Genomic DNA, 25338 nt, shown 5'->3' with positions numbered 1-25338 from the left:
CTGGACGTAATCCGAATTCGTTTGCGACGCTTCGCCTGATTGCCTGTCGAATACCCCGGTCCTGGAACCAATCTGGAGTGCACACCTGATTGCCGAACTGATCGGCCATAACGGGAAACGTCATGATCGAAGGGATACTGCTGCTCACCACGGGACTCTTTGTGCTCGTCACACTCCTGCCGCTGTGGCGGCATCGCGCCTGGTGGGTGCGCGTATGGGAGTTTCCACGCCTGCAGCTCGGCGCGCTGCTGGTCGCCCTGCTCGTCGCTCAAGGCATGCTGCTCGACTACAGCCAGCCCTGGCATTATCTGATCTCTGCCCTGGCCGGCGCCTGTCTGGTCTACCAGCTCGCATGGGTCGTGCCCTACACACGCCCCTGGCGCAACGAGGTGCGCAGGGCGGAGACAGATGCTGCAGGGCCGCGCATCCGGGTGATGTCATCCAATGTGCTGGGGCCGAATCGGCAGTCCGATCGGCTGCTGGCGCTGGTTCGCGAGTACCGCCCCGACGTGCTGGTGACCCTCGAATCGGACCAATGGTGGGAAACGCAGCTCGAGCAACTCGCCGAGCAATACCCGCACAGCATCCGCTGCCCACTGGACAACCTCTACGGCATGCATGTGTTTTCACGTCTGCCGCTGGAAGAGCCGGAGCTGTGCTTTCTGGTGGAGGACGACGTGCCCTCCATGCATGCCCGGGTGCGTGTCAGCGACGAGCTCGCGGTGCGCATGCACTTTCTGCATCCGGCACCGCCCAGCCCGACCGAGAACGAGGAATCCACCGAGCGCGACGCGGAGGTGCTGGTGGTCGCCAGGAGCATCCAGGACAGCGATGACCCGATCATCGTCAGCGGCGACCTCAACGATGTCGCCTGGTCGCCCACCACGCGCCTGTTCCGCAAGATCAGCGGACTGCTCGATCCGCGTGTGGGCCGCGGCATGTACAACACCTTCCATGCCCATCACTGGTTTCTGCGCTGGCCGCTTGATCACTTCTTCCACAGCGCGCATTTCCGCTTCATCCGCCTGCTGCGGCTGCCTGATATCGGCTCCGACCATTTTCCGGTGTTCATCGAGTTGCAGTACGACCCCAAGCACACTGAAGAACAACATGGCCTCGAAGCCGATCGCGACGACGAGCAGCAGGTCGAGGAAACCATCGACAAGGAGCCCGTCACCCCGGGCGAGGTACCGCAACCTGCGGCCGGCCGGCCGGCCCGCGACGCTGAGCCGCTGGCCATCAGCCGCGGCGATAGGCCTATGCTGGAAAATACCGCGCGCCCAGTTCAGACGAGAGAGCCTGCATGACGCCTGCATCCGAACGCCCCGCCATCACCCCGGAAACCCTGCGCCAGCTCGCCTTTGACCAGTCCATCCGCTGGACCAGCCAGAACGATGACCTGTGGCAGCTGATCGATAACGATCTGTGGCAGCTCACGCGCAATCCCAGCCTTGTGCTCAGCACGGTACCGCTGCAGAAGCTGGAAGCACTGCTGCAGCGCGCTGAATGCCATCGTCTGGTGGAGGGCATCGTCGAAGCTCAGCAGGCACGCCTGGAGCGGACGACCTGGTTCGCCAGTCAAAGTCACGGTGACCAGAGTTACAGCGAACAACTCGCGCGAGTCGCCTATTTCTCCATGGAGTACATGCTCAGCGAGGCGCTGCCGATCTACTCCGGCGGGCTCGGCAATGTCGCCGGCGACCAGCTCAAGGCCGCCAACGACCTCGGCGTGCCGATAACCGCAGTAGGCATGCTCTGGCAGCACGGCTATTTTCGCCAGAGCATCGGCCCGGATGGTCGCCAGCAGGCGCTCTACCCGGTCAATGACACCCGGCAGATGCCCATCGAGCCGCTGCTCGACGCCAGCGGAACAACATTGCGTTTCGCGATCCAGCTGCCCGGCGTGCAGATCTGGCTGCGCGGCTGGCAGGCCAGGGTCGGCCGCCACCGCCTGCTACTGCTGGACACCAACGACCCTGCCAACCCGCCCATCGCGCGACTGATCACCAGCGAACTCTACGGCGGAGACAACGAAATGCGTCTGCGCCAAGAGCTCGTGCTGGGCATCGGCGGCTGGCGGCTGCTCGAAGCCGCCGGGCTGCAGGCCGATGTGCTTCACCTGAACGACGGCCACGCCGCCTTCGCCGTCCTGGAACGCGCCCGCAGTTACATGGCCAGGGAGCGCGTGTCCTTCGAAGTGGCGCTCCACGCAACCCGCGCGGGCAATCTGTTCACGACCCATACGCCCGTCGAAGCCGGCTTCGACCGCTTTCCGCCGGAGCTGCTGAGCAAATACCTGGAGCGCTATGCCGAGTACGAACTGGGCATCCCGCTGCAGGCGCTGCTGGCCATGGGACGCAAGCATGTGCACGACCCACACGAGCCATTCAACATGGCCTACCTGGCAACGCGCGGGGCCGGGGCGGTCAACGCCGTCAGCCAGCTGCATGGCCGCACCAGCCGCTACATCTTCCGCGAGCTTTATCCGCGATGGCCGCTCGAGTCGGTGCCGGTCGGTCATGTCACCAATGGCATCCACCAGCCGACCTGGGTATCGCCGGACGCCGAAGCGCACTGGTATGAGCTGCATGGCGATGAGATCCCCTGGCGCGGCACCGACCAGGCTTCCGTGGACGACCTGCTGGCCCAGGTCGATGACCGCTGGCTGTGGCAGATCCGCCAGCATGCCCGTGGCGAACTGCTCAGCTTTGTACGCAGCCACCTGGCCCGCAGCCTCGCGGTGCACGGCGCCTCGCCTGCGGAGATCGAGTTCGCCGGCTCGCGCCTGCATCCGCAACGGCTGACGCTCGGCTTTGCCCGGCGCTTCGCCGCCTACAAGCGTCCCAACCTGCTGCTGCAGGACCCGGAGCGGCTGGCGCGCCTCCTCACCCATCGCGATTACCCGGTGCAGCTGCTGGTTGCCGGCAAGGCGCACCCCGCCGATCGCGCCGGCCAGGCGCTGCTCAGCGAATGGCAGCAGTTCGCCGCGCGCCCCGATATTGCCGGCCACGTGGTTTTTCTCGAGGACTACGACATGCGTATTGCCCGGCACATGGTGCAGGGCGTGGATGTCTGGCTGAATACTCCCCGCCGCCCGTGGGAAGCCAGTGGCACCAGCGGCATGAAGGTCCTGGCGAACGGCGGGCTGAATCTTTCACAGCTCGACGGCTGGTGGGCCGAAGCCTATGCCGCCGACCTCGGCTGGGCGGTCGGCGACGGCCTGGAGCACGAACCCGAACACGATGCCGCGGACGCCGAACAGCTGTATCGGCTACTCGAAGAGCAAGTCGTGCCCTGCTTCTACCAGCGCGACCAGCAGGACATCCCCACCGCCTGGGTGAAACGCATGCGCCGCAGCATGAGTGCTCTGGTGGAACGCTTTTCCGCCGACCGGACGGTGCGTGAATACACCGAGCGCTATTACCTGCCGCTGTCCGGCCGCTACCGGCAGCGCTGTGCGGATGGTTCTGCGCTGGCCAGCGAGATGTTGCGCCGAATCACCAGCCTGCGCAGTTACTGGCACGAACTGGCCTTCGAACAGTTTGAGTGGCGGCGCGAGGGCGATGCCCAGCACATTGAGGCTCGCCTGCACCTCGGCCGAATCGAACCGGAGCAGATAGCCGTGCAGCTGTTCGCCGAATCGCAGGGAGCGGAGCCGGCCAATGTCCACACGTTGCAACTCCTGCACCACGAAGGCTCATACGCCACCTACCGGACCGAGCTGAGCACCCAGCGCCCTGAGGCCGACTACACGGCACGGGTCGTCCCCAGCCCCGCGCTGGGCCTGGCGGTGCCGTTGGAGCTGCCGCTCATTCTCTGGGAGCGATGAACAACCGGAACGCTACCCGCACGCCGCAGTCATCTATAAACCACTCGCTCATAGAGGATGCCGCGTCATGATCAAGCAAATGTTCGACAAAACCGCCCCACAGAACGTCCACGGCTGGGAGCGCGCCGCGTCGCTGGCGGGCGGCCTGGTGATGATGGGCAAGGGGCTACGCCGTGGCGGATTGATCGGGATCGCCGAGCTGGCCATGGGCGGTATGGCGCTGGCTCGTGGTATCAGCGGTCGTTGCGAGGCCAAGCGCATGCTCGCGGAGATGGAAAGCAAGCCGGCGCTGCCGAGCCAGCGCTATAGCCATATGCCGATGGATTCCGAAGTGCACAGTTCGGACTTCACCGACGACAGCGTACAAATGCCGGACTCCACCCCCATGGGTAACGAAAGCCGCACCACGCCGCGCGTCTGATAGAGCGGGCGGCGCCTCGATGATGCGCTGCTCGCTAACAGCCTCTACTAGCGGCAAAAGCGCAGACTTCACGGCGCTCTAGCGGCGCCGTGGCTGCAATGCGGTCAATCATCGATAACTACTGGCCCAACAATCGGCCCTGGCTCTGCTGCGCCATTTCCTTCAGGTAATCCCAAGTCGTGCGCATGCGCGCCAGGTCCTTGAACTCGATCGGCATCAGCATCCAGAAGGTGCGGGTAAAGCTGACCTCCTCCGGCAGCAGCAGTCGCAGCCGTGGATCGGCGTCGGCGGAAAACGCCGGCAGGATCGCAATCCCCGCCCCCATCGCCACCGCTTCCTGCTGCGCCAGCAGGCTGGTGCTGCGCAAACCGATGGAGCGAGCGTCGGCGATGCCATCGAGAAACAGCAACTCTTTGGTGAAGAGCAGATCATCCACGTAACTGACGAAGCGGTGCTCAACCAAATCCTCGCGACTGCGAATCGGCGGGTGTTCCTCCAGATACGCCGGAGAAGCGTACAACCGCAGCGCATAGTCGGTGAGCCGGGTAATGATGAAAGGCCCACGCTCGGGGCGTTCAAGGGTAATGACGATATCCGCCTCGTGGCGCGACAGGCGCACCGCCCGCGGCAGCGCCAGCAGGTCGATGTTCAGGTGCGGATAGCGCCGACTGAGCCCGGTGAGCTGGCCGGCGAGCATCACCGTGCCGTAACCCTCCGTCGCGCCGATACGTACCTGCCCGGAAAGGCCATCACCCATGCTCGGCAACGAATGCTCGATGGCCACGCTGGCGCTTTCCATCGCTTCCACTCGCGGCAGCAGATTGCGCCCGGCTTCGGTGAGCTTGTAGCCACCCGGCTCGCGCAGGAAGAGCTGCAGGCCCATGCTTTTTTCCAGCGCCTGCAAACGACGGGACACGGTGGTGTGGTCGACAGCGAGCCGACGCGCCGCAGTCGTCAGCCGCCCCGCTCGGGCGACCTCAAGGAAATAGCGCAGATTGTCCCAGTCCATGGTTGAAGCCTCCATTAGCCTCTGTGCATTTATGCAGAGCAATTCTGCATTTGACTCCATTGTAATGTGGTTTTTTGCATTGCTACATTCAGTGCAACTGATCGCAGCCGTCCGCGAGCCATGACAACAACAGTGCCTTTTCAGGCGGAGAGCCTTATGACAACGTCCAGCTCCATTCCTACCGTCAAATTGCTGATCGACGGTGAATTTATCGAATCGACCACCCAGGACTGGCGCGATGTCGTCAACCCGGCGACCCAGGAAGTCCTGGCGCGCGTGCCTTTTGCGACTGCCGAGGAAATCGACCGTGCCGTCGCCAGCGGCCAGAAAGCCTTCAAGACCTGGCGCAAGACACCGATCGGCGCGCGGGCGCGCATCTTCCTCAAGTACCAGCAGCTGATCCGCGAAAACATGAAAGAGCTGGCGGCGATCCTCACCGCCGAACAGGGCAAGACCCTGGCCGATGCCGAGGGCGACGTGTTCCGCGGCCTGGAAGTGGTCGAGCACGCCGCTGGCATCGGCAACCTGCAGCTCGGCGAGCTGGCCAACAACGTCACCGCTGGCGTCGATACCTATACCCTGCTGCAGCCGCTGGGCGTCTGCGCCGGCATCACGCCGTTCAACTTCCCGGCGATGATTCCGCTGTGGATGTTCCCGATGGCCATCGCCACCGGTAACACCTTCGTCCTCAAGCCGTCCGAGCAGGACCCGATGGTCACCATGCGCCTGTGCGAACTGGCGCTGGAAGCCGGCGTGCCACCGGGCGTGCTCAACGTGGTGCACGGCGGGCCGGACGCGGTGAACGCGATCTGCGACCACCCGGATATCAAGGCGGTGTCCTTCGTTGGCTCGACCAGGGTCGGCACCCATGTCTACAACCGCGCCAGCCAGGCCGGCAAGCGCGTGCAGTGCATGATGGGCGCGAAGAACCACGCCATCGTGCTGCCCGATGCGCACAAGGAACAGACCCTCAACAACCTCGCCGGTGCCGCGTTCGGTGCGGCCGGCCAGCGCTGCATGGCGCTGTCGGTGGTGGTGCTGGTGGGCGAAGCGCAGGCCTGGATTCCCGATCTGGTGGCCAAGGCGCAGACCCTCAAGGTCAACGCCGGTGTCGAGGCCGGCACCGATGTCGGTCCGCTGGTTTCCTGCGCGGCGCTGGATCGCGTCAGCGGGCTGATCGAACGCGGCGTGCGCGAAGGCGCCAAGCTGGAGCTGGACGGCCGCAACCCGAGCGTCAGCGGCTACGAAAAGGGCAACTTCGTCGGCCCGACGATCTTCTCCGGCGTTACCCGCGAGATGAGCATCTATCAGGAAGAAATTTTCGGCCCGGTCCTCTGCGTCATGGCGGCAGCGACCATGGACGAAGCCATCGAACTGATCAACGCCAACCCGAACGGCAACGGCACCGCCATCTTCACCCGTTCAGGTGCCGCGGCGCGGCACTTCCAGGAAGAGATCGACGTGGGTCAGGTCGGCATCAACGTACCGATCCCGGTGCCGGTGCCGATGTTCTCCTTCACCGGCTCACGCGCTTCCAAGCTCGGCGACCTCGGCCCCTATGGCAAGCAGGTGGTGCAGTTCTACACCCAGACCAAGACCATCACCGAGCGCTGGTTCGACGAAAACGAGGTCGGCGGCCCGGTCAACACCACCATCAATCTTAAGTGAAATCACTCACCTAGCCGGCGCGCGCGCCGGCCCTAAAGGATGCTGAAATGACATTCGAAACCCTGCTCGTAGAAATCAAAGAACGCGTTGCTCTGATCACCCTTAACCGGCCGCAGGCGCTCAACGCGCTCAACGCCCAACTGATCAGCGAACTGAACCAGGCCCTGGGCCAGCTCGAGGCCGATCCGCAGGTCGGCTGCGTCGTGCTCACTGGCTCGGCCAAGGCCTTCGCCGCCGGCGCCGACATCAAGGAAATGGCCGAGCTGTCCTACCCGCAGATCTATCTTGATGATTTCTTCGCCGAAGCCGACCGCATTGCCACGCGCCGCAAGCCGCTGATTGCCGCCGTCGCCGGTTACGCCCTGGGCGGCGGCTGCGAGCTGGCATTGCTCTGCGACATGATCTTCGCCGCAGACAACGCGCGTTTTGGCCAGCCGGAAGTCAACCTAGGCGTGCTGCCCGGCATTGGCGGCACTCAACGCCTCACCCGCGCAGTGGGCAAGGCCAAGGCGATGGACATGTGCCTGACCGGTCGCCAGATGGACGCCGCCGAAGCCGAGCGCGCCGGTCTCGTCGCCCGTGTGTTCCCGGCTGAAAGCCTGCTGGAGGAAACCCTCAAGGCCGCCCGGGTGATCGCTGAGAAATCCCTGCCGGCCACCATGATGATTAAGGAAAGCGTCAACCGCGCCTTCGAGACCACGCTGGCCGAAGGCATTCGCTTCGAGCGTCGTGTGTTCCATGCGGTGTTCGCCACTGCCGACCAGAAGGAAGGCATGGCCGCGTTCAGCGAGAAGCGCAAGCCTGAGTTCACCAATCGCTGAGCCGCATCTGGCCATAACAACAAGAGGAAGCACGCCATGCATATCGGATTTATCGGCCTGGGCAACATGGGCGCACCCATGGCCCACAACCTGCTCAAGGCAGGCCACCAACTCAGCGTCTTCGACCTCAACGCCGCGGCCGTCGAAAACCTGGTCGGCGCCGGCGCGCTTCCGGTCGACTCCCCGACCGCCATTGCACAGGGCAACGCCGAGCTGATCATCACCATGCTGCCGGCCGCCGCCCATGTGAAGAGCGTGTACCTGGGCGAGAACGGCCTGATCGCCAGCAGCCGTGCCGGTTTGATGCTGATCGACTGTTCGACCATCGATCCCCACAGCGCCCGCGAAGTGGCCAAGGCCGCCGCCGAGCATGGCAACCCGATGCTCGATGCACCGGTATCTGGCGGCACCGGCGGTGCAGCAGCCGGCACCCTGACCTTCATGGTCGGTGGCAGCGATGCGGACTTCGATCGTGCGCAGCCGATCCTCGCGGCAATGGGCAAAAACATCGTGCACTGCGGTGCGGCCGGTAACGGCCAGGTGGCCAAGGTCGCCAACAACATGCTGCTGGGCATTTCCATGATCGGCGTCGCCGAGGCCATGGCGCTGGGCGTCGCGCTGGGCATGGATGCCAAGACCCTGGCCGGCGTGATCAACACCTCCAGCGGCCGCTGCTGGAGCTCGGATACCTACAACCCCTTCCCCGGCGTGCTGGAAAACGCTCCGGCGTCGCGTGGCTACAGCGGCGGCTTCGGCAGCGACCTGATGCTCAAGGACCTGGGCCTGGCCACCGAGGCCGCCAAGCAGGTGCGCCAGCCGGTGATCCTCGGCGCCCTCGCCCAGCAGCTCTACCAGAGCTTCAGCGCCCAGGGCCATGGCGGCCTGGACTTCTCGGCGATCATCAATCAGTACCGCAAGGACACCTGAACATGCCTCCAATCGAACGCCCCGTGCTGGCCGCCGTACGCAACCACGTCGGTCACCTCACCCTCAATCGCCCGGCCGGGCTGAATGCCGTGACCCTGGAAATGGTCCGCCTGCTGCAGCAGCAGCTCAGCGTCTGGGCGGCCGATCCGACGATTCATGCCGTGGCGCTGCGCGCCAATGGCGAGAAGGCGTTCTGTGCCGGCGGCGACATCCGCTCGCTGTACGACAGTTTCCAGCGCGGCGATACCGAGCATGAAACCTTCTTCGAGGAGGAATACGCCCTCGACCAGTGCATTCACGCCTACCCGAAGCCGCTGCTGGCGCTGATGGATGGCTTCGTCCTCGGCGGCGGCATGGGCCTGGTCCAGGGTGCGTCGCTACGCGTGGTCACCGAGCGCGTGCGCATGGGCATGCCGGAAGTCGGCATCGGCTATTTCCCGGATGTCGGCGGCAGCTATTTCCTCTCGCGCCTGCCGGGTGAACTCGGCACCTACATGGGCGTCACCGGCCTGCAGATCCGCGCCGCCGATGCGCTACACGTCGGTTTGGCCGACTGGTGCGTCAGCCACGACCAGATCGCCGAACTGGATCGTTGCCTCGACCGCATGAGCTGGTCGGTCCATCCGCAGGAAGCGCTGCGCACGCTGGTTGCGACCCTGGGCAGCAACAAGCTCCCTGGCTCTGAGCTGAAGGCACTGCATCAGGCCATCGACGAGCATTTCGGCAAAAGCGATGTGGCGTCGATTCGCGCATCGCTGGCCGCCGAGGCGCGCCCGGAGTTTGCCGACTGGGCCGAGGAAACGCTCAAGGTACTCGACAGCCGCTCGCCTCTGGCGATGTGCGTGACCCTGGAGATGCTGCGTCGTGGCCGCGAGCTGCCGATTGGCGACTGTTTCGCCCTGGAGCTGCACCTGGATCGTCAATGGTTCGCCAAGGGCGACATCATGGAAGGCGTGCGAGCGCTGATCATCGACAAGGACAAGTCGCCGCGCTGGAATCCACCGACGCTGGCAGGGGTCACGCCGGAGCGCGTGCAGGCGTTCTTCGACGGCTTCAAGGCGGCCACCGGCAAGACCCGCCGCAGCGCCACGGCCTGAACCTCTTTGCAGCACAACAACAAGAAGAGACCGCGCAATGCATGACCTCGAACTCAGCGAAGACCAACGCATGATCCGCGACATGGCGCGCGACTTCGCCCGCCGCGAGATCGCCCCCCATGCACAGGTCTGGGAAAAGGCCGGCTGGATCGACGACGCCCTGGTCGCCCAGATGGGTGAGCTTGGCCTGCTCGGCATGGTCGTCCCGGAAGAATGGGGCGGCAGCTACATCGACTACGTCGCCTACGCCCTGGCCGTGGAGGAAATCTCCGCCGGCGACGGCGCCACCGGCGCGCTGATGAGCATCCACAACTCGGTCGGTTGCGGCCCGGTGCTGAACTACGGCTCGCAGGCGCAGAAGGACGAATGGCTGGCCGAACTGGCCAGCGGTCGCGCCATCGGCTGCTTCGCCCTCACCGAACCGCAGGCCGGCTCCGAGGCGCACAACCTGCGCACCCGCGCGGAGCTGGTGGACGGTCAGTGGGTACTCAACGGAAGCAAGCAGTTTTGCAGCAATGCCAAGCGGGCGAAGTTGGCCATTGTTTTCGCGGTGACTGATCCGGACCTAGGCAAGAAGGGACTTTCCGCCTTTCTGGTGCCCACCGACACGCCCGGCTTCGCGGTGGAGCGCAGCGAACACAAGATGGGTATCCGCGCCTCGGACACCTGCGCGGTCTCGCTCAGCGACTGCCGAATCCCGCAGGCGAACCTGCTTGGCGAGCGTGGCAAGGGCCTGGCGATTGCGCTGTCGAACCTCGAAGGCGGCCGTATCGGCATCGGCGCGCAAGCCCTGGGTATCGCCCGTGCGGCCTTCGAAGCCGCCCTGCTCTATGCCCGCGAGCGCGTGCAGTTCGGCAAGCCGATCGCCGAGCACCAGAGCATCGCCAACATGCTCGCCGACATGCAGACCCAGCTGAATGCGGCACGTCTGCTGATTCTGCATGCCGCGCGGCTGAAGAGCGCCGGCCTGCCATGCCTGTCCGAAGCCTCGCAGGCCAAGCTGTTTGCCTCGGAAATGGCGGAGAAGGTCTGTTCGCAGGCGGTGCAGATCCACGGTGGCTACGGCTATCTCGAGGATTATCCGGTCGAGCGCTATTACCGCGATGCCCGTATCACGCAGATTTACGAGGGTTCGAGCGAGATCCAGCGCCTGCTGATCGCGCGGGAGCTGGCGAACTACGCGCTGTAAACGCCACTGCGTGCTGGACGAATGCCGTGCTGCAATGTGACAGCTCGGCATTCGTCACAAGGGCGCCGTCACTCGCATGGCAAAGCCAGCCTGGCTGTATCGAAGCCCACTCAATTACACAATCAATGCCCACAACGCCTGACAGCGTGGCCGCTGTCTTGCGGCCCAAATAAAAAGGGGAGCCGCTAGGCTCCCCTTCAGGTCATGTTGCTTTGTTCTTCTTCTGCTGACGGGCTTGTTGTTTTTGTTGGCAGCCCGGTCGGACATCGTCCGAGTAGCAGTCCCATAAGGGACATAAAGAACAAACGGATTATTTTGGTCGCTGATGTTGCCACTACCCTCGCGGGCTCAACCGGTTCTGGAGCTGCCTCAAGGCAGTTTTATTGTTCTCGGTCCGGTCGACAGGAAACCTGTCGGGCAATTCCTCTCCAAAAGAATCAGTTTGCTACGTCTCCCACCTGCTTGTTTTTATTGTGTCGGAGTCGCTACGTGTTGTTTTTGTTATTGGATGTGCTTTCTTGTTCTTGTTATGCCAATAACAAAGCATTCGTCGTGCCAGTTTCGATAACTCCATATTTTTCAATAGGTTACGATTTACGCATGCACAGAGAGCACAGAATTCGCGCCTGATTCGTTACCGCCCACCTCAGTGACCGTTACGCTGTACGAAAGGAGTAACACCTTTGGGTAACCGCCTCTGTGCGCGGCGACGTGCAAGGGCGCGATAGTGATATGAAAGGGTCTGCCAGCCGATTCGCGGCTGCATAACGCAGGACACCCCGGCAGTGGTTCACTGTCAGGGTGTCTATCGCTCGATGGGCATAAAAAGGTTCTTCGGCTGGTTAGCGCCTGTGTCGTATCAGGCGTCTGCTGTCTGCACAGCAGTTTCCTTGCGTCTCGCTAGGTAATCGCAGGCCATGATGGCGAGCAAAGGGACGACACCTACACTGAGGGCAGCGTGCCAGGATCCGACGAGGGCCACAAACAGCATCCCCACGACAACGATCGCAGCGACGCAGTGGGCCAGGAAACGGCACAGTTCAAGTGCAACTACTTGTTGTTCGGCATCATTAATCATGACGTTGTACTCCCCGTTTTTGTTGTAATAAGCAGCCTCCGTTTTCATAGTAGTCAGCTGGTGCCAACTCGCAAACCAAAACCGACGTGCGGCACGTCTAGGCCGCGCTTTACGGGCGCTGCACACTACTTTGGTCGACCCCGAATGATTACTTTGAACAGTGTTGCGATATAAGCGTTATATATTCAGGAATCATTTTCCTGACTGCTTGCCCAATAATGGACGCGCTTTTTTTCGCAGCATGAAAATCGTCGACTTCGATACTCGCGCGCAAGCCTGCGTGCGTCGTAACAGTGCTTACCGTCAGCTGCGCAGCTCAGTCCCACCCCTCCTCCGCACCGCAACGTAACGTCCGCCTCGCCTTGCCTGGCGTGCGGGAAAAACGCGGAGCCGGTGCTGCCTGCAACACGCCCTCAACTTCCTGGTAAACGCCACGCTGGCGCAGATGCGGGTGCTGCGCCGCTTCTTCCAGTTCAAGCACCGGCGCGAAGCAGGCGTCGCTGCCCTCGAGCAAGGCGCACCACTCGGCTCGCGTGCGGGTCGCGAACAGCCGCTCCAGCAGCTCGCTCTGCACAGGCCATTCGCCTGGATCGGCACAGCCCGCCCAGAGCGCTTTCGGTGCGTCTATTCGCTCCAGCAGCTCGTGCCAGAACTGCGACTCCAGCGGCCCGATTGCAATCTCGCGACCATCGGCGCAGCGATAGCAACGGTAGTTCGGCGCAGCGCCTGCCAGCGGATTGCGTTCGCGTTGCATGTCGATCCGCCCGCTCGGCAGCAGGCCGGCGAAGAAGGTCATCAACGACGACACGCCATCGACGATCGCCGCATCGATCACCTGCCCCTGCCCCGAACGTTCGCGCTCCCACAGCGCGGCGAGGATGCCGACGGCGAGATAGAGCGAGCCGCCGCCGAAATCGCCGACCAGATTCAACGGCGGAATCGCCGTCCCACTCTCGCCGCGGATTGCCGCCAGCGCGCCGGTCAAGGCGATGTAGTTGATGTCGTGCCCGGCAGCCCTGGCCAACGGCCCGGTCTGGCCCCAACCGGTCATGCGTCCGTAGACCAGTTTCGGATTGCGCTGCAGCAGTTCCTCCGGCCCGAGTCCGAGCCTTTCCATCACGCCGGGCCGATAGCCCTCGATCAGCACATCGGCGGTCTGCGCCAGCTCAAGGCAGCGCGCACGCCCTGCTTCGCTGCGGATATCCAGCGTCAGCGTCTTGCGCCCACGGTCGACCACAGGGTTCGGCCAGCCGTTACCACCCTCGCGTTCGATGCGCAGCACTTCGGCGCCCATATCTGCCAACAGCATCGCGCAGTGCGGCCCTGGGCCTATCCCGGCAAACTCCAGCACGCGCAGGCCGCACAGCGGTCCGCTACGGGCATCGTCGTGTTCGTTCATGGCAAATCTCCTAGATTCCCACGCACGCAGACGCGCCCCGCACCGAAGCACGGAGCGCGTATGGGTAACAGGCGTTACTGGTTCACGGCGCTGGGCTGGTTCTCGACCAGATGGTTACGATAGCGCTCGCGCAGCACCTTCTTGTCGATCTTGCCGGTAGCGGTCAGCGGCACCGCGTCGAAGATCACCGCATCCGGCATCCACCACTTGACGATGTTCGGCTCCAGATGGGCGAGGATCGTCTCGACCGTAACCTCAGCGTCGGCGTGCGGCTCGATCACCAGTACCGGACGCTCCTCCCATTTGGGGTGGAACACGCCGACCACCGCCGCCACCTTCACCCCGGGACAGGCCGCCGCGACGTTCTCGATATCGATGGAACTGACCCATTCGCCGCCGGACTTGATCACGTCCTTGCTGCGGTCGGTAATACGCATGAAGCCATCGGCATCCAGCGTGGCGATGTCACCGGTGTCGAACCAGCCATCCTCATCCAGCGCGCTTTTTTCGCTGCGGTAGTAGCGCTCGACCGTCCAGGGGCCGCGCACCTTGAGGCTGCCAGAACTGACGCCATCGCACGGCAGCTCACGCCCCTCCTCGTCGACGATCTTGAGCTCGATGCCGAATTGCAGGCGGCCCTGACGGGTCCAGATGGTGTCGTTGGTCGCCTGCTGACCACGCTCGGCCAGCTTGGGCGTCGGCGTTGCCACCACGCCCAGCGGGCTGGTCTCGGTCATCCCCCAGAGCTGGCAGACCGCGACGCCGTACTTGGTCTGGAAGGTTTCGGCCATCGCCCGCGGCACGGCGGAACCGCCGATCACCAGCCGCGCCAGACTGCCGGAATCCTCACCGCTACGTTCCAGATGGGCGAGGTACATGGTCCAGATGGTCGGCACGCCGCCGGACAGGGTCACGCCCTCGGTCTTGATCAGTTCCTGCAGGCTCGCGCCGTCCATCTTGTCGCATGGCAGCACGAACTTGCAGCCATTGATCGCCGCGGCGAACGGAATGCCCCAGGCGGTGCCGTGATAGAGCGACGAGCACGGCATGATGCAATCGAAGGCGGACAGGCCGAACGCACCGGACAGCCCGGCGGCCATGGCGTGCAGCACCACCGAGCGGTGGCTGTAGAGCACGCCCTTGGGGTCGCCGGTGGTGCCGGAGGTGTAACAGAGCACCGCGCCGGCGTTCTCGTCGAACTGCGGCCAGTCCAGCGGCTGCTCATCGGCGATCAGCTGCTCGTAGCCCAGGGCATCCTCTAGGCCAGAACTCGGTTGCGCAGCCAGTTCAATGAAATGGCGGATATTACCCAGACGTGGCCGCAGCCGGGCGACGCACTCGGCAAAGCTGCTGTCGAACAGCAGCACCTGACTGCCGGCGTGGTTGATGGTGTAGACGATCTGTTCGTCCGACAGCCGCGGGTTGGCCGTGTGCAGCACAGCGCCGATGCCGGGCACGGCGAAGAACAGCTCGTAGTGACGGTGAGTATTCCAGGCCAGCGACGACACGCAATCTCCGGGGCCGATGCCGAGTTTGGCCAGCATGCTGGCGGCCTGCGCCGAACGGGCGGCGAGCCCGGCATAGTCATAACGCCAGAGGGGCTCGTCGACCAGCCGCGAGACGATTTCGCGATCACCGTGAGCACGGGCGGCGTGGGTGACGATGCTGCTGATCAACAGGGGGGCGTTCTGCATCAATCCTGGTTGCATGTTTCCTACCTCTATCTTGTTTTTATTGTGCAAGTGCCGGTCGAGGAAACGGCGTTCTACCGGCACCACTGAAATCACGTATCGATGCGCCGCAGGGCACGCAGGCGCACCTGGTTTCGGTCAGGCCGGCCCTCCGAGGTTGCGCGCGATGACCAGGCGCTGAATATCGCTGGTGCCTTCGTAGATTTGGCAGACCCGTACGTCGCGGTAGATGCGCTCCACCGGGAAGTCGGACAGGTAGCCGTAGCCACCCAGGGTCTGTATCGCGGCGGAACAGACCTTTTCCGCCATCTCCGAGGCGAACAGCTTGGCCATCGAAGCCTCCACCAGTGCTGGCCGGCCGACCTCGCGCAACGCGGCGGCGTGATGCACCATCTGCCGCGCCACGGCGATCTGGGTGGCCATGTCGGCCAGGCGGAAGGCCACGGCCTGATGCTCGATGATCGGCTTGCCGAAGGCCTCGCGATCGCGAGCGTAGTCGCGCGCCGCTTCGAACGCCGCGCGCGCCATGCCCACCGCCTGCGCGGCGATGCCGATGCGTCCGCCTTCGAGATTGGCCAGGGCAATGCGGTAGCCCTCGCCTTCCTCGCCCAACCGGTTGGCCACCGGCACGCGCAGGTCCTCGAATGCGATCTGGCAGGTATCCGACGCGTGCTGACCGAGCTTGTCCTCGACCCGTACCACCTGATAGCCCGGGCTGTCGGTCGGCACGATAAAGGCACTGATACCGCGCTTGCCGGCGTCCGGGTCGGTCACCGCAAAGACGATCACCGTGGCGGCATGCTTGCCCGACGTGATGAACTGCTTGGCACCATTGAGCACGTAATGATCGCCGTCACGCCGGGCACGAGTACGCAGGCTGCTGGCGTCGGAGCCGGCCTGCGGTTCGGTGAGGGCGAAGGCGCCGATCTGCTCGCCGCGCGCCAGCGGACCGAGGAAGTCGCGCTTTTGCTGGTCGTTGCCGAAACGCAGGATCGGCACGCAGCCTACCGAGTTGTGCACGCTCATGATGGTCGAGCAGGCGCCGTCACCGGCGGCGATCTCTTCCAATGCCATGGCATAGGCCAGGTAGCCGGTGTCGCTGCCACCCCACTGCTCTGGCACCAGCATGCCGAAGAAGCCGAGCGCGGCCATCTCGGCAATCGCCTCGGCGGGATAGCGATGCTCGCGACTCCACTGTTCGGCGAACGGTTTCAGCCGTTCCTGAGCGAACTGGCGAGCCATCTCGGCGATCGCGTTTTGATCTTCATTGGGCAGCATGGATGCCTCCTCAGATCAGTTCGACGGCCATGGCCGTGGCTTCGCCGCCGCCAATGCAGATCGCCGCTACGCCACGGCGCAGACCACGTGCGCGAAGGGCCGAAAGCAGCGTCACCAGGATCCGCGCGCCCGAGGCACCGATGGGATGGCCGAGCGCGCAGGCACCGCCGTTGACGTTGACCTTGGCGTGGTCCAAGCCCAACTCGCGCATGCTGGCCATGGCGACGACGGCAAAGGCTTCGTTGATCTCGAACAGATCCACGTCTTCGGTGGACCAGCCGGTGCGCTCCATCAGCTTGCGGATCGCGCCGATCGGCGCTGTGGTGAACAGCTTCGGTGCATCAGCGTAGGCCGCGTGGCCATGGATCACCGCCTGTGGCTGCAGGCCCCAGCGCTCGGCTTCGGAACGGCGCATCAGCAGCAGCGCGGCGGCACCATCGGAAATCGAGCTGGAGTTGGCCGCGGTCACCGTGCCGCCCTCGCGGAACGCCGGCTTCAGACTGGGAATCTTTTCCGGCATCGCCTTGGGTGGCTGCTCGTCGTCGCGGATTTGCCGCTGCTGTTTGCCCTGAGTGACGTCCAGCGCGACGATCTCATCGGCAAAGTGCCCCTCGCTGATTGCCACCTGAGCGCGGCGCAGGGACTCGAGCGCGTAAGCGTCCTGGGCTTCACGGCTGAAGCCGAACGCGTCGGCGCATTCTTCGGCAAAGGTGCCCATCAGCCGGCCTTTGTCGAACGAGTCTTCCAGACCGTCGAGAAACATATGGTCGAGCACCCGCCCATGCCCCATGCGATAGCCGCCACGGGCGCGGTCGAGCAGGTAAGGCGCGTTGGACATGCTTTCCATCCCGCCGGCGACGACGATATCGGCACTCGCGGCGAGCAGCTGGTCGTGGGCCATGATCACCGTCTGCATGCCCGAGCCGCACATCTTGTTGACCGTGGTGCAGGTGGTGGCGCGGGTCAGCCCGGCGCTCAACGCCGCCTGACGTGCCGGTGCCTGGCCCTGGCCGGCAGGCAGCACGCAGCCCATCAGCACATCCTGCACGTTCTCGGCCGGCAGGCCGCTGCGTTCCACCGCCGCGCGGATGGCGGCAGCACCGAGCTGCCAGGCGGTCATCCCCTGCAGGTCGCCCTGAAAACCGCCCATGGGCGTGCGCGCACTGCTGACGATTACGATCGGATCATCTTTCATCTCTGCTTCCTTCACTTGGCGGCCATGCGCAAGGCGCCGTCGAGACGGATCACCTCGCCATTGAGCATGCTGTTCTCGAAGATGTGCCGCACCAGCGCGGCGTATTCGGCCGGGTGGCCCAGGCGTGGCGGAAACGGCACGCCGGCGGCCAGCGAGTCGCGGATTTCCTGGGTCATCCCGGCCATCATCGGCGTCTCGAACACGCCGGGGGCGATGGTCATCACGCGGATGCCGAAGCGCGCCAATTCGCGGGCGGCAGGCAGGGTCATGCTGACCACCCCGCCCTTGGACGCGGCATAGGCCGCCTGGCCGATCTGGCCGTCGAAGGCAGCGATCGAGGCGGTATTGATGATCACGCCGCGCTCGCCACCTTCGTCAGGTGCGTTCTCGGCCATCGCCTCGGCGGCCAGCCGCAGCATGTTGAAGCTACCGATCAGGTTGATGCCGACGATGCGGCTGAAGCCGTCCAGACTGTGCGGGCCGTTGCGGCCGAGGACTTTTTCGCCGCCGGCGACGCCGGCGCAGTTGACCAGCCCGTGCAACGCGCCGAAATGTTCGCGGGCGGTGGCGACGGCATGGCGCGCGGCCTGCTCATCACGAATATCGGCAGCGACACCCAAGGCGTTCGGCCCCAGCGCCTGTGCCGTTGCGTTGGCCGCGGCTTCATCCAGATCGACGAGTACGACCTTGCCGCCCGCCTCCACCAGCGCCTGCGCCGCCGCGGCGCCGAGGCCGGAAGCACCGCCAGTAATGAGGAATACCTTGTCGCGAATCTGCATGGCGCTCTCCCGTGCTTGTTGTTATTCGGTGCGAAGCCGGGAGTTATCTTTGGACAGCCACACGGGTGCGGCAATGGTCGATGTTCTCAACCTGCCTGACCGTTTTGGCCAATGGCAAAACGCGATCACGCTGCGCCACAACGCACGCCTGTGGACTGAAGGCTGGGCGGGGTAATCAGCGCCGCGCCGGCGCCAGAATCAGATTGCGGTAGTGCCCGGGATTGATGCCCGTCCACTTGCGGAATGCCTTGTAGAACGAGCTGACATCGGCAAACCCAAGCCGCTCGGCGATTTCGCCGTAGCTGATGGCAGCATCGGCGAGCCACTCGGTGGCCATCTCCTGACGCAAGCCGTCCTTGATCGCCTGGTACGGCTGCCCCGCTTCCGCCAGGCGTCGGCGAAGGGTTGACGCCGAGATGCACAAGGTCTGCGCCAGCGTCTCGCTGTCCGGCCAGCGTTCGGCGGGCAGGCTGCGCAGGTGCTGTTTGATGCGGCTGGCCAGGCTGGAGTGGTCGCGATAACGCACCAGGATGTTGGCTGGCGCTTCGGCGAGAAAGGCCTGCAATTCTGCTTCGCTACGACGGATCGGCAGATCGAGCACTTCGGCAGCGAAAATGATCCGCGTCGACGGCCGGCCGAAACGCAGGTTGTCGGAAAACATCACGCGGTAATCATCCGTGTAGTCCGGTTCGGCACAACGCAACTCGACCGCCAGCAGCGGGATACGCCGCCCCACCAGCCAGCAGGCCAGGCCGTGCAGGAGCATCCAGAAGGTGAAGTAGCAAAAGGCTCGCGCCGGCTCGGGGTTGCGTTCGCGCAGCACCACTTCAGCCAGGCTCTGGCTGCGGATCAGCTTGCCACGCAGGTTCTCCAGGCCCAGCCCGAGAAAGCTCAGTGCGTGAACCAGCGCCTTCTCCAGTGTCGGCTGCTGGATGCAGCTGCGGCTGAGAAAGACGAAGCTGCCCCAGCGCAGCCGGCGCGGGTCCATGCCGAAGAATTCGTCATCGAAGCGCCGCGCCAGGCGCAGCCAGAGTTGCGAGTAGTCGCGCACGTCCATGCGGCCGTCGGGATCTTGCAGGCAGGCGGGGTCGAGGCCGATCTCATCCAGCAGCTGCCCGGTGGATAGCCCGGGCTGCACAAAACCCAGCAGCGCCTCGGCTACCAGGCGGACGCTGATGCTGTCCCGGCGGGCTATCGCCGAGACGGCTGCCTCGTCTGCTGTCGTTTGCGCCTCGCTGGTCATGCGGCTCGGTTTCCTGCCCTGTAGTCGTTGGCCGCCATGATCGGCCAGGCACGGTCGCGCTGTCAGCCCTTGCGTCACATCCAGCCCAGGGTCAACCCCATCACCATGAGGTAGCGCGCGGTCTTCGCCAACGTGACGATCAGCAGAAAGCTCCATAGCGGCTCACGCATCACGCCGGCGACCAGGGTCAGCGGATCACCAATGATCGGCACCCAGCTGAGCAGCAAGGTCCAGCGACCGTAGCGATGGTAGCTGTGCTGCGCCTTCGTCAGTTGCCGCTCGTTGACCGGAAACCAGCGCTTGTGGCGAAAATGCTCGACGTAACGCCCGAGCAGCCAGTTCACAACCGAGCCCAGCACATTGCCGAGGCTGGCCACGGCGACCAGGGCCCAGACCGTGTAGCGTTCGGAAAGAAGGAGGCCGGCGAGCACCGCCTCGGACTGCATCGGTAGCAGCGTGGCGGCACCGAACGCCGCGAGAAAAAGGCCGAGATAGCCGGAGAGCGACACCATCGATATGCAACCGTAACCATGCTGACTGACGGCGCGCAGTATGCGGGAAAGCGCATCGCTTGGGCGGTGACTGCGGCTGGGATGATGCTTGAGTAAGAACCTCCAAGCCCGCGGCGATTCACTCGCGACAGACTAGCCGGCGTCACTGTGTCACCTTGCAACAGGGCAACAGGGCAACAGGGCAACAGGGCAACAGGGCAAATTTACATGCGGCACCGGTGTTGCCGAGATCGGACATTGCCATGGACGGCAGGACGGGCCGCACTGACATCACATCTCGTGAATACGGCTCACCTGACGAGCAAGACGCATGGTCTCGTGCTCTTCCATGCGTAGAAGGTCCTCGGCGAGATTGCGTGCACCATCAATTTCGGCGCGACGCGCCAAGGAACGGTAGAGATCGATCACCTGGTTATGAATGGTGAAGATATCCAGGGAAATCTCCTCCACCGTCATGGTGTCGTAAGCCTTACAGGCCTGATTGCGCAACACCGGATTGCGTGCCAGATAGTCGTAGATCCAGGTATGCAATGCCTTCGGGTCGGCATGCTTCTCGATCTTGTCGACCGTTTCCGCCAGTGCTCTCTCGTGGTCGGCAATGTAGACAAGCAGCCATTTGGCTCGGGTCTCTTCGTGCTTGTCGGAACAGCGAGCCATGCAACGAGCCAGCATGGCATGGGTGTCGCGTGTCCAGTCGATCAGGTCTTCGAATCGCTCGATCTTCATCGCCAAAATCTCCGCTGGTAGGACGGCAAACAGCACGGCACAGGCCTGTCTCACCGGTGCCTGATTCTGTCCGCTTGCCAGGTCCGGTTACATGACGCTGATTAAGAGATTAGTCCACCCTGCTGTGCCAAGGCCGCTCACACCGCGCAACCTTGCTACAGATCATTGCCGGCCGGAAAAGGACGGTCGAGGATGGGCGTGGATTCGCAAACCATGTGCCATCGCCCCGCCGGCGGCTAGGCCAGCATCTGGGAAGCACGCTCATGTACCACGTCGTGTTGCGCGGGGCTCTGTTGATGCTTCTGGGGATACTGGCCAGCGCTCATGCGTTCGCTAACGCAACGGTGCTTGAGGTATTCGTGCGTGACGGCTGCCCGCACTGCAGCGCAGCCAAGGCCCATCTCGCGAAGCTCTCCACGCAGCATCCGGAGCTGGAGATTCGCCTGCGGGAAGTCAATCGCGATCCTGCCACTCGCGCCGATCTGCTGCGCCTGTCCCGTGACGCCGGCGTCTGGCCGCCGGCAGTGCCGACATTCGTCATCGCTGATCAGATGTACTACCTGTTTCGCCGTGCTCGCGCTGAGCAGCCACAAGCTCACAAAACGACCTGGCGGCGCGCTGAAGCTCATCAGCGTGCGGCGATGCTCCCGCGGGGCGTCGTCATGCTGCTACAGCCGCAATCGCTGCAGTAGCAGATTGCCAGGGGTGACCTATGCTGGACCCTAGCGCCGCTGCCATGCAGCAAGGGAGAGGCAAATGAGAGCATTCCGCCAGCGCACCATCGCCCTGCTACTAGCGCCGCTCCTGCTTGCTGGCGGCCTGGCGCAAGCATCCACCGCCAATCACGCCCGTTTCGATGCCCTGCTGGGTCCTTTCGCCAGTGGCGAAGAAGTAACGCGGGCCTGTCTGAGCTGCCACGGCAAGGCAGCCAAGCAGATCATGGCCACGCGGCACTGGACTTGGGACTACATAAACCCGGATACCGGTCAGCGTCTGGGCAAGAAGACCATGCTCAACGGCTTCTGCATCGGCGACCGTTCCAACGAGGCGTTCTGCCAGTCTTGCCACATCGGCTATGGTTGGAAGGATGCCAGCTTCGACTTTACCGACGAAACCAAGGTCGACTGCCTTTCCTGCCATAACACCGGCAACTACCTCAAGCTTGCGGGCCTCGCTGGGCATCCGCCGCTGGTGCGCAGCGAAACCGCAACCGGCTCAGGCAAATTCATCGAACCGGTCGACCTGGCCGCCGTGGCACGCCATGTTGGCGCAACCACGCGCCGGACCTGCGGGACCTGCCATTACTACGGCGGCGGTGGCGACGGCGTGAAGCACGGCGATCTCGATTCGTCGCTCAATGCGCCGTCGCGTGAGCTGGACGTACACATGGCCGCCGAGGGTCTCGATTTCACCTGTTCGACGTGCCACGTTGCCGAGGAGCACCGGATCGCCGGCAGTCGCATCAACGTTACTGCCAGCGACCCGCACGGCGCAGTCACTCGAGGTGAACGCAGCGAGCGCAACCGTTCGACCTGTCAGTCCTGCCATGGTGACAAGCCGCACCAGCGAAACCTGCTGCACGCGGGGCGCCTTAATGACCACACCAACGTGCTTGCCTGCCAGAGCTGTCATATCCCGGCCTTCGCCCGCGGCGGCGTGCCTACCAAAATGGCCTGGGACTGGTCCAGCGCCGGAAGAATGGACGCCAACGGCAAGCCATTCCAGACGCGCAACGAGCGCGGTCAGGTTCTTTACGACAGCAGAAAGGGCAGTTTCGTACTCGGAGAGGATGTAGTGCCCGACTATGTCTGGTTCGACGGTCGGGTTAGCTATGTGCAACCCGATACTGTAATAGACCCAAGCACCCGGGTACCGATCAATAGCTTTCACGGCACACCGGGGGCCGCTGATGCACGCATCTGGCCGGTCAAAACCTTTCACGGGCGCCAGCCTTTCGATACCGAACACCTGACGTTGCTGGTGCCGCATACCGCGATCCCGAACGATACGGCGTTCTGGTACAACTTCGACTGGGCCAATGCCCTGCAGGCTGGAGCCGACGCTTCTGGCGCGCCCTATAGTGGCAAGTTCGGCTTCGTCGACACGTCGATGCTGTGGCCGATTACCCATATGGTCGCACCGAAGGAACAGGCGCTCGATTGCGCGCAGTGCCATACCAGGCAAAGCCGGCTCGGCGCTGTTCCCGGCATCTGGCTGACTGGCGAACACCACAGCCCCCTGCTCGACCGGATCGGCTTTGGGCTGGCTGGCCTCACTCTGCTGGGCGTCCTCATCCATGGCGCCTTGCGCGTACTCTCGCGCCGCCGCAGAAGGAGTCACTGACATGGGCGAGCGTCTCTACCTGTTTACCCGTTTCGAGCGCTTCTGGCACTGGTCGCAAGCCACACTGATCATCACGTTGTTGTTCAGCGGCTTCGCGGTTCATGGCAGCCACGCCTTACTGGAGTTTCGCACTGCGGTTGGAATCCATGAGGTATCAGCCTGGCTGCTGATGCTGTTGTGGGTATTCGGCATCTTCTGGCATTTCACCACCGGCCAGTGGCGCCAGTACATTCCCACGCTGAACAACATCGATCGGATGCTGCGCTACTACGTTCACGGCATCTTCATCGGCGCTCCTCATCCGTACAAGATCACGGTGGAGCGCAAGCACAACCCGTTGCAGCGCCTGTCGTACCTGTTCGTCAAGGTGATGATCGGCCCGTTGCTATGGCTGACCGGGCTGCTCTATCTCTTCTGGGAGCAGATGCAGGAGCAGCTCTCGCCCTGGCTCGGCTTGCAACAGGTCGCACTGCTGCACACGGCGGGCGCGTTCATGATGCTGATCTTCCTGATAGCGCATGTGTACCTGGCCACAACCGGGCGGACGCCCCTGGAACACATCAGAGCCATGGTTAGCGGTTGGGAAGAGAAGCACTGAGTGGATCAATGAGTGGATAAATACCCCCACCGGTATAAGATGACCCGAACATCTACGTCCTTTCATGTCGGAGCTTCAGATGAAATCCTCATTGATCGCCCTTTCCCTCAGCATGCTGGCTTTCGCGGCCCAGGCAGTAGAACTCGAAGTCACCCCGCAAGACGCCTACGCCCGCGCCCAACAGGAGGATGCAAAGGTCCTCTTCATCGACGTCCGCGACCCGGTGGAAATCATGTTCGTCGGCTTCACCGATGCCGTGGACACCAACATTCCGTATCTGCTCGTCAATCGGGACTCCTGGAATGACGAGCGCGGTGCGTTCCAGACCAACCGTAATCCGAAGTTCCTCGAGCAGATCCAGGCCGAACTGGACAAGCGTGGGCTGGGCGCCGACACCGAAATCATCACCATGTGCCGCTCGGGCAGCGAGCGTGGCAAACCCAGTGCGGATTTCCTGCGTGAGAACGGTTTTCCCAATGCGCGGTATGTCGTCGATGGATTTCAGGGCGCGGCGATAAAGGAAGGACCGCAGGCAGGTTTTCGCCTACAGAACGGCTGGCAGAACGCCGGCCTGCCGTGGAGCCCGAAGATGAATCCGGAAAAGATCTATCGCACCGATCGCAAGTAAAACCCTCGCGTAGCGCGGCACCTCGGCGATGAACATCGGTAACGCACACCGCCGGATCGGCCATCAGCCAAAAACGGTCACCGTTTGCCGGCTCAGCGCGACCAATTCTCCGGTTGGCGTCCACAACGCCGCGGCGCAGTGGCCGTAGCCGTCACGGGCATGCTCGATAACTGCGCGGTACATGCACCAGTCGTGGCTGTCGAGTCCAGGCAACGGCTGGATGAATTCGATGGTCCAGGTCAGTGAACTGCCGGGCGCGAAGCTCTTCAGATGCGGCAACACGGCAGGCGGCCAGGCATCGACCAGCGCCAGCAGGTGCGCTTCGGTCATCGGCTCGCGGGGTACATCACCACGCTGGCGCACCCAGCCGCCCATTTCGCGGGACGCGTTGCCGGAAAATGGCAGCCCGCCGATGCCCCAGCGCATGGCCAGGTAGCGGGTAAATTCCGGCGTTACGCCTGCTACGTAAGGCAGTTCCTGGCAGGCTTCGACCGGTGGCATGGCTGGCGCCGGCTCGGCCGCGACATCCACGACGGAACTGCGCGCTGCGCCGAAGCTGCCCTGGACTATGGTGACCACCTGCCCGTCCTGCATCACCCGGCCGAGCATCTGGCTCACGGCCTTGCCTTCTCGCAGTACCTCGGCCTCGAAGCTCGCCGGCGTGTCCAGCGCCAGCGGCCCGACGAAGGTGATCGCCAGCGAACGTAGCGGTCTGCCGTCGGGCACCTTGGCGCGCATGCTTTCGAAGACCAGCGCGGCGACCAGACCGCCGAAACCGGCACGCCCCTGTCCCCAGCTGGCCGGTACCACCACACTGCCGGGGTTGTTACGCGCCGCCTGCAACAGCTCGCAAAGCTCCATATCCACCTCGTTATCGTTCGTTATGCGAGCGATGTTAAAGGGGCGC

Annotated in this window: 23 protein-coding genes; 12 read left to right on the top strand and 11 right to left on the bottom strand. The window is 63.7% G+C overall.

Annotated features, from left to right (window positions below; genetic code table 11):
* The first annotated feature begins 122 nt into the window (after window positions 1-122).
* The 3 genes from CW305_RS07390 (at window position 123) to CW305_RS07380 (ending at window position 4250) form a co-directional block, all read left to right on the top strand.
* Window positions 123-1307 (top strand): endonuclease/exonuclease/phosphatase family protein, encoded by a 1185-nt coding sequence (locus CW305_RS07390; protein WP_245890972.1) that lies wholly within the window; start codon window positions 123-125, stop codon window positions 1305-1307.
* Entirely contained in the window at window positions 1304-3829 is a 2526-nt protein-coding gene (gene glgP, locus CW305_RS07385) for an alpha-glucan family phosphorylase (protein ID WP_104097505.1), read from the top strand. Before CW305_RS07390 ends, glgP begins: the two co-directional genes overlap by 4 nt.
* Window positions 3830-3896: 67 nt before the next feature.
* A complete protein-coding gene (locus CW305_RS07380; protein WP_014820425.1) occupies window positions 3897-4250 on the top strand; it encodes a YgaP family membrane protein in 354 nt (117 codons plus the stop codon).
* A gap of 118 nt (window positions 4251-4368) precedes the next feature.
* On the opposite strand, the gene CW305_RS07375 is transcribed toward CW305_RS07380, so the two are convergent.
* Window positions 4369-5259, bottom strand: coding sequence for a LysR family transcriptional regulator (locus tag CW305_RS07375; protein WP_014820426.1), 891 nt, complete (start codon window positions 5257-5259; stop codon window positions 4369-4371).
* A 156-nt stretch (window positions 5260-5415) separates the two neighbouring features.
* On the opposite strand from CW305_RS07375, the gene CW305_RS07370 reads away from it, so the two are divergent.
* The 5 genes from CW305_RS07370 to CW305_RS07350 are packed head-to-tail and all read left to right on the top strand — an operon-like array spanning window position 5416 to window position 10961.
* Window positions 5416-6927: a CoA-acylating methylmalonate-semialdehyde dehydrogenase gene (locus tag CW305_RS07370; protein ID WP_104097504.1), complete on the top strand. Its 1512-nt coding sequence runs from the start codon at window positions 5416-5418 to the stop codon at window positions 6925-6927.
* Between the two features lie 47 nt (window positions 6928-6974).
* A complete protein-coding gene (locus tag CW305_RS07365; RefSeq protein ID WP_014820428.1) occupies window positions 6975-7748 on the top strand; it encodes an enoyl-CoA hydratase in 774 nt (257 codons plus the stop codon).
* A gap of 36 nt (window positions 7749-7784) precedes the next feature.
* Window positions 7785-8675, top strand: a complete 891-nt coding sequence (mmsB, locus tag CW305_RS07360; protein WP_104097503.1) for a 3-hydroxyisobutyrate dehydrogenase — start codon at window positions 7785-7787, stop codon at window positions 8673-8675.
* A gap of 2 nt (window positions 8676-8677) precedes the next feature.
* Window positions 8678-9772: an enoyl-CoA hydratase/isomerase family protein gene (locus CW305_RS07355; protein ID WP_104097502.1), complete on the top strand. Its 1095-nt coding sequence runs from the start codon at window positions 8678-8680 to the stop codon at window positions 9770-9772.
* A 37-nt stretch (window positions 9773-9809) separates the two neighbouring features.
* Window positions 9810-10961 (top strand): acyl-CoA dehydrogenase family protein, encoded by a 1152-nt coding sequence (locus CW305_RS07350; RefSeq protein WP_104097501.1) that lies wholly within the window; start codon window positions 9810-9812, stop codon window positions 10959-10961.
* 859 nt (window positions 10962-11820) lie between these two features.
* On the opposite strand, the gene CW305_RS07345 is transcribed toward CW305_RS07350, so the two are convergent.
* The 9 genes from CW305_RS07345 to CW305_RS07305 all read right to left on the bottom strand — a co-directional run bounded on the left by CW305_RS07345 (window position 11821) and on the right by CW305_RS07305 (window position 20862).
* Window positions 11821-12087, bottom strand: a complete 267-nt coding sequence (locus CW305_RS07345; RefSeq protein WP_014820432.1) for a hypothetical protein — start codon at window positions 12085-12087, stop codon at window positions 11821-11823.
* 268 nt (window positions 12088-12355) lie between these two features.
* Window positions 12356-13438 (bottom strand): CaiB/BaiF CoA transferase family protein, encoded by a 1083-nt coding sequence (locus CW305_RS07340; protein WP_104097500.1) that lies wholly within the window; start codon window positions 13436-13438, stop codon window positions 12356-12358.
* A 74-nt stretch (window positions 13439-13512) separates the two neighbouring features.
* The gene (locus tag CW305_RS07335) at window positions 13513-15132 is read right to left on the bottom strand and encodes a long-chain fatty acid--CoA ligase (RefSeq protein ID WP_104097499.1); all 1620 of its coding nucleotides are present in this window, start codon (window positions 15130-15132) and stop codon (window positions 13513-13515) included.
* 135 nt (window positions 15133-15267) lie between these two features.
* Complete coding sequence (locus CW305_RS07330; protein ID WP_104097498.1) at window positions 15268-16407, bottom strand: acyl-CoA dehydrogenase; 1140 nt, start codon at window positions 16405-16407, stop codon at window positions 15268-15270.
* Between the two features lie 10 nt (window positions 16408-16417).
* Window positions 16418-17602, bottom strand: coding sequence for an acetyl-CoA C-acyltransferase (locus tag CW305_RS07325; RefSeq protein ID WP_104097497.1), 1185 nt, complete (start codon window positions 17600-17602; stop codon window positions 16418-16420).
* A gap of 11 nt (window positions 17603-17613) precedes the next feature.
* Entirely contained in the window at window positions 17614-18381 is a 768-nt protein-coding gene (locus CW305_RS07320) for an SDR family NAD(P)-dependent oxidoreductase (RefSeq protein WP_101275623.1), read from the bottom strand.
* Window positions 18382-18556: 175 nt separating this feature from the next.
* Window positions 18557-19624, bottom strand: coding sequence for an AraC family transcriptional regulator (locus tag CW305_RS07315; RefSeq protein WP_104097496.1), 1068 nt, complete (start codon window positions 19622-19624; stop codon window positions 18557-18559).
* Window positions 19625-19698: 74 nt separating this feature from the next.
* Window positions 19699-20136, bottom strand: coding sequence for a YqaA family protein (locus CW305_RS07310; RefSeq protein WP_090519774.1), 438 nt, complete (start codon window positions 20134-20136; stop codon window positions 19699-19701).
* 270 nt (window positions 20137-20406) lie between these two features.
* The gene (locus CW305_RS07305; RefSeq protein WP_104097495.1) at window positions 20407-20862 is read right to left on the bottom strand and encodes a hypothetical protein; all 456 of its coding nucleotides are present in this window, start codon (window positions 20860-20862) and stop codon (window positions 20407-20409) included.
* A gap of 263 nt (window positions 20863-21125) precedes the next feature.
* Between CW305_RS07305 and CW305_RS07300 the strand changes: the two genes are divergently transcribed.
* From CW305_RS07300 to CW305_RS07285, 4 genes are all read left to right on the top strand, one after another.
* Complete coding sequence (locus tag CW305_RS07300) at window positions 21126-21554, top strand: glutaredoxin family protein (RefSeq protein ID WP_014820441.1); 429 nt, start codon at window positions 21126-21128, stop codon at window positions 21552-21554.
* Between the two features lie 64 nt (window positions 21555-21618).
* Complete coding sequence (locus CW305_RS07295; protein WP_104097494.1) at window positions 21619-23205, top strand: tetrathionate reductase family octaheme c-type cytochrome; 1587 nt, start codon at window positions 21619-21621, stop codon at window positions 23203-23205.
* A 1-nt stretch (window position 23206) separates the two neighbouring features.
* The gene (locus CW305_RS07290; protein WP_045665764.1) at window positions 23207-23803 is read left to right on the top strand and encodes a cytochrome b/b6 domain-containing protein; all 597 of its coding nucleotides are present in this window, start codon (window positions 23207-23209) and stop codon (window positions 23801-23803) included.
* A gap of 79 nt (window positions 23804-23882) precedes the next feature.
* Window positions 23883-24431 carry a rhodanese-like domain-containing protein gene (locus CW305_RS07285; RefSeq protein ID WP_045665765.1) on the top strand — a complete coding sequence of 183 codons (549 nt, stop codon included), beginning with the start codon at window positions 23883-23885 and terminating at the stop codon, window positions 24429-24431.
* 63 nt (window positions 24432-24494) lie between these two features.
* Here the strand turns inward: CW305_RS07285 and CW305_RS07280 are convergent, their stop codons facing one another.
* Window positions 24495-25292, bottom strand: coding sequence for an acyl-CoA thioesterase (locus CW305_RS07280; protein WP_104097493.1), 798 nt, complete (start codon window positions 25290-25292; stop codon window positions 24495-24497).
* Between the last annotated feature and the right edge of the window lie 46 nt (window positions 25293-25338).

The sequence above is a fragment of the Stutzerimonas kunmingensis genome (assembly GCF_002929225.1).
Classification (GTDB): domain Bacteria; phylum Pseudomonadota; class Gammaproteobacteria; order Pseudomonadales; family Pseudomonadaceae; genus Stutzerimonas.
Note: the sequence above shows the minus strand (reverse complement) of the source record. Positions and strands in the feature narration are given on the sequence as shown.

Bases quoted from the DNA above. Each gene is read 5' to 3' on its own strand.
- CW305_RS07390 (WP_245890972.1), top strand. From the start codon at position 123: ATGATCGAAGGGATACTGCTGCTCACCACGGGACTCTTTGTGCTCGTC.
- glgP (WP_104097505.1), top strand. From the start codon at position 1,304: ATGACGCCTGCATCCGAACGCCCCGCCATCACCCCGGAAACCCTGCGC.
- CW305_RS07380 (WP_014820425.1), top strand. From the start codon at position 3,897: ATGATCAAGCAAATGTTCGACAAAACCGCCCCACAGAACGTCCACGGC.
- CW305_RS07375 (WP_014820426.1), bottom strand. From the start codon at position 5,259: ATGGACTGGGACAATCTGCGCTATTTCCTTGAGGTCGCCCGAGCGGGG.
- CW305_RS07370 (WP_104097504.1), top strand. From the start codon at position 5,416: ATGACAACGTCCAGCTCCATTCCTACCGTCAAATTGCTGATCGACGGT.
- CW305_RS07365 (WP_014820428.1), top strand. From the start codon at position 6,975: ATGACATTCGAAACCCTGCTCGTAGAAATCAAAGAACGCGTTGCTCTG.
- mmsB (WP_104097503.1), top strand. From the start codon at position 7,785: ATGCATATCGGATTTATCGGCCTGGGCAACATGGGCGCACCCATGGCC.
- CW305_RS07355 (WP_104097502.1), top strand. From the start codon at position 8,678: ATGCCTCCAATCGAACGCCCCGTGCTGGCCGCCGTACGCAACCACGTC.
- CW305_RS07350 (WP_104097501.1), top strand. From the start codon at position 9,810: ATGCATGACCTCGAACTCAGCGAAGACCAACGCATGATCCGCGACATG.
- CW305_RS07345 (WP_014820432.1), bottom strand. From the start codon at position 12,087: ATGAAAACGGAGGCTGCTTATTACAACAAAAACGGGGAGTACAACGTC.
- CW305_RS07340 (WP_104097500.1), bottom strand. From the start codon at position 13,438: ATGAACGAACACGACGATGCCCGTAGCGGACCGCTGTGCGGCCTGCGC.
- CW305_RS07335 (WP_104097499.1), bottom strand. From the start codon at position 15,132: ATGCAGAACGCCCCCCTGTTGATCAGCAGCATCGTCACCCACGCCGCC.
- CW305_RS07330 (WP_104097498.1), bottom strand. From the start codon at position 16,407: ATGCTGCCCAATGAAGATCAAAACGCGATCGCCGAGATGGCTCGCCAG.
- CW305_RS07325 (WP_104097497.1), bottom strand. From the start codon at position 17,602: ATGAAAGATGATCCGATCGTAATCGTCAGCAGTGCGCGCACGCCCATG.
- CW305_RS07320 (WP_101275623.1), bottom strand. From the start codon at position 18,381: ATGCAGATTCGCGACAAGGTATTCCTCATTACTGGCGGTGCTTCCGGC.
- CW305_RS07315 (WP_104097496.1), bottom strand. From the start codon at position 19,624: ATGACCAGCGAGGCGCAAACGACAGCAGACGAGGCAGCCGTCTCGGCG.
- CW305_RS07310 (WP_090519774.1), bottom strand. From the start codon at position 20,136: ATGGTGTCGCTCTCCGGCTATCTCGGCCTTTTTCTCGCGGCGTTCGGT.
- CW305_RS07305 (WP_104097495.1), bottom strand. From the start codon at position 20,862: ATGAAGATCGAGCGATTCGAAGACCTGATCGACTGGACACGCGACACC.
- CW305_RS07300 (WP_014820441.1), top strand. From the start codon at position 21,126: ATGTACCACGTCGTGTTGCGCGGGGCTCTGTTGATGCTTCTGGGGATA.
- CW305_RS07295 (WP_104097494.1), top strand. From the start codon at position 21,619: ATGAGAGCATTCCGCCAGCGCACCATCGCCCTGCTACTAGCGCCGCTC.
- CW305_RS07290 (WP_045665764.1), top strand. From the start codon at position 23,207: ATGGGCGAGCGTCTCTACCTGTTTACCCGTTTCGAGCGCTTCTGGCAC.
- CW305_RS07285 (WP_045665765.1), top strand. From the start codon at position 23,883: ATGAAATCCTCATTGATCGCCCTTTCCCTCAGCATGCTGGCTTTCGCG.
- CW305_RS07280 (WP_104097493.1), bottom strand. From the start codon at position 25,292: ATGGAGCTTTGCGAGCTGTTGCAGGCGGCGCGTAACAACCCCGGCAGT.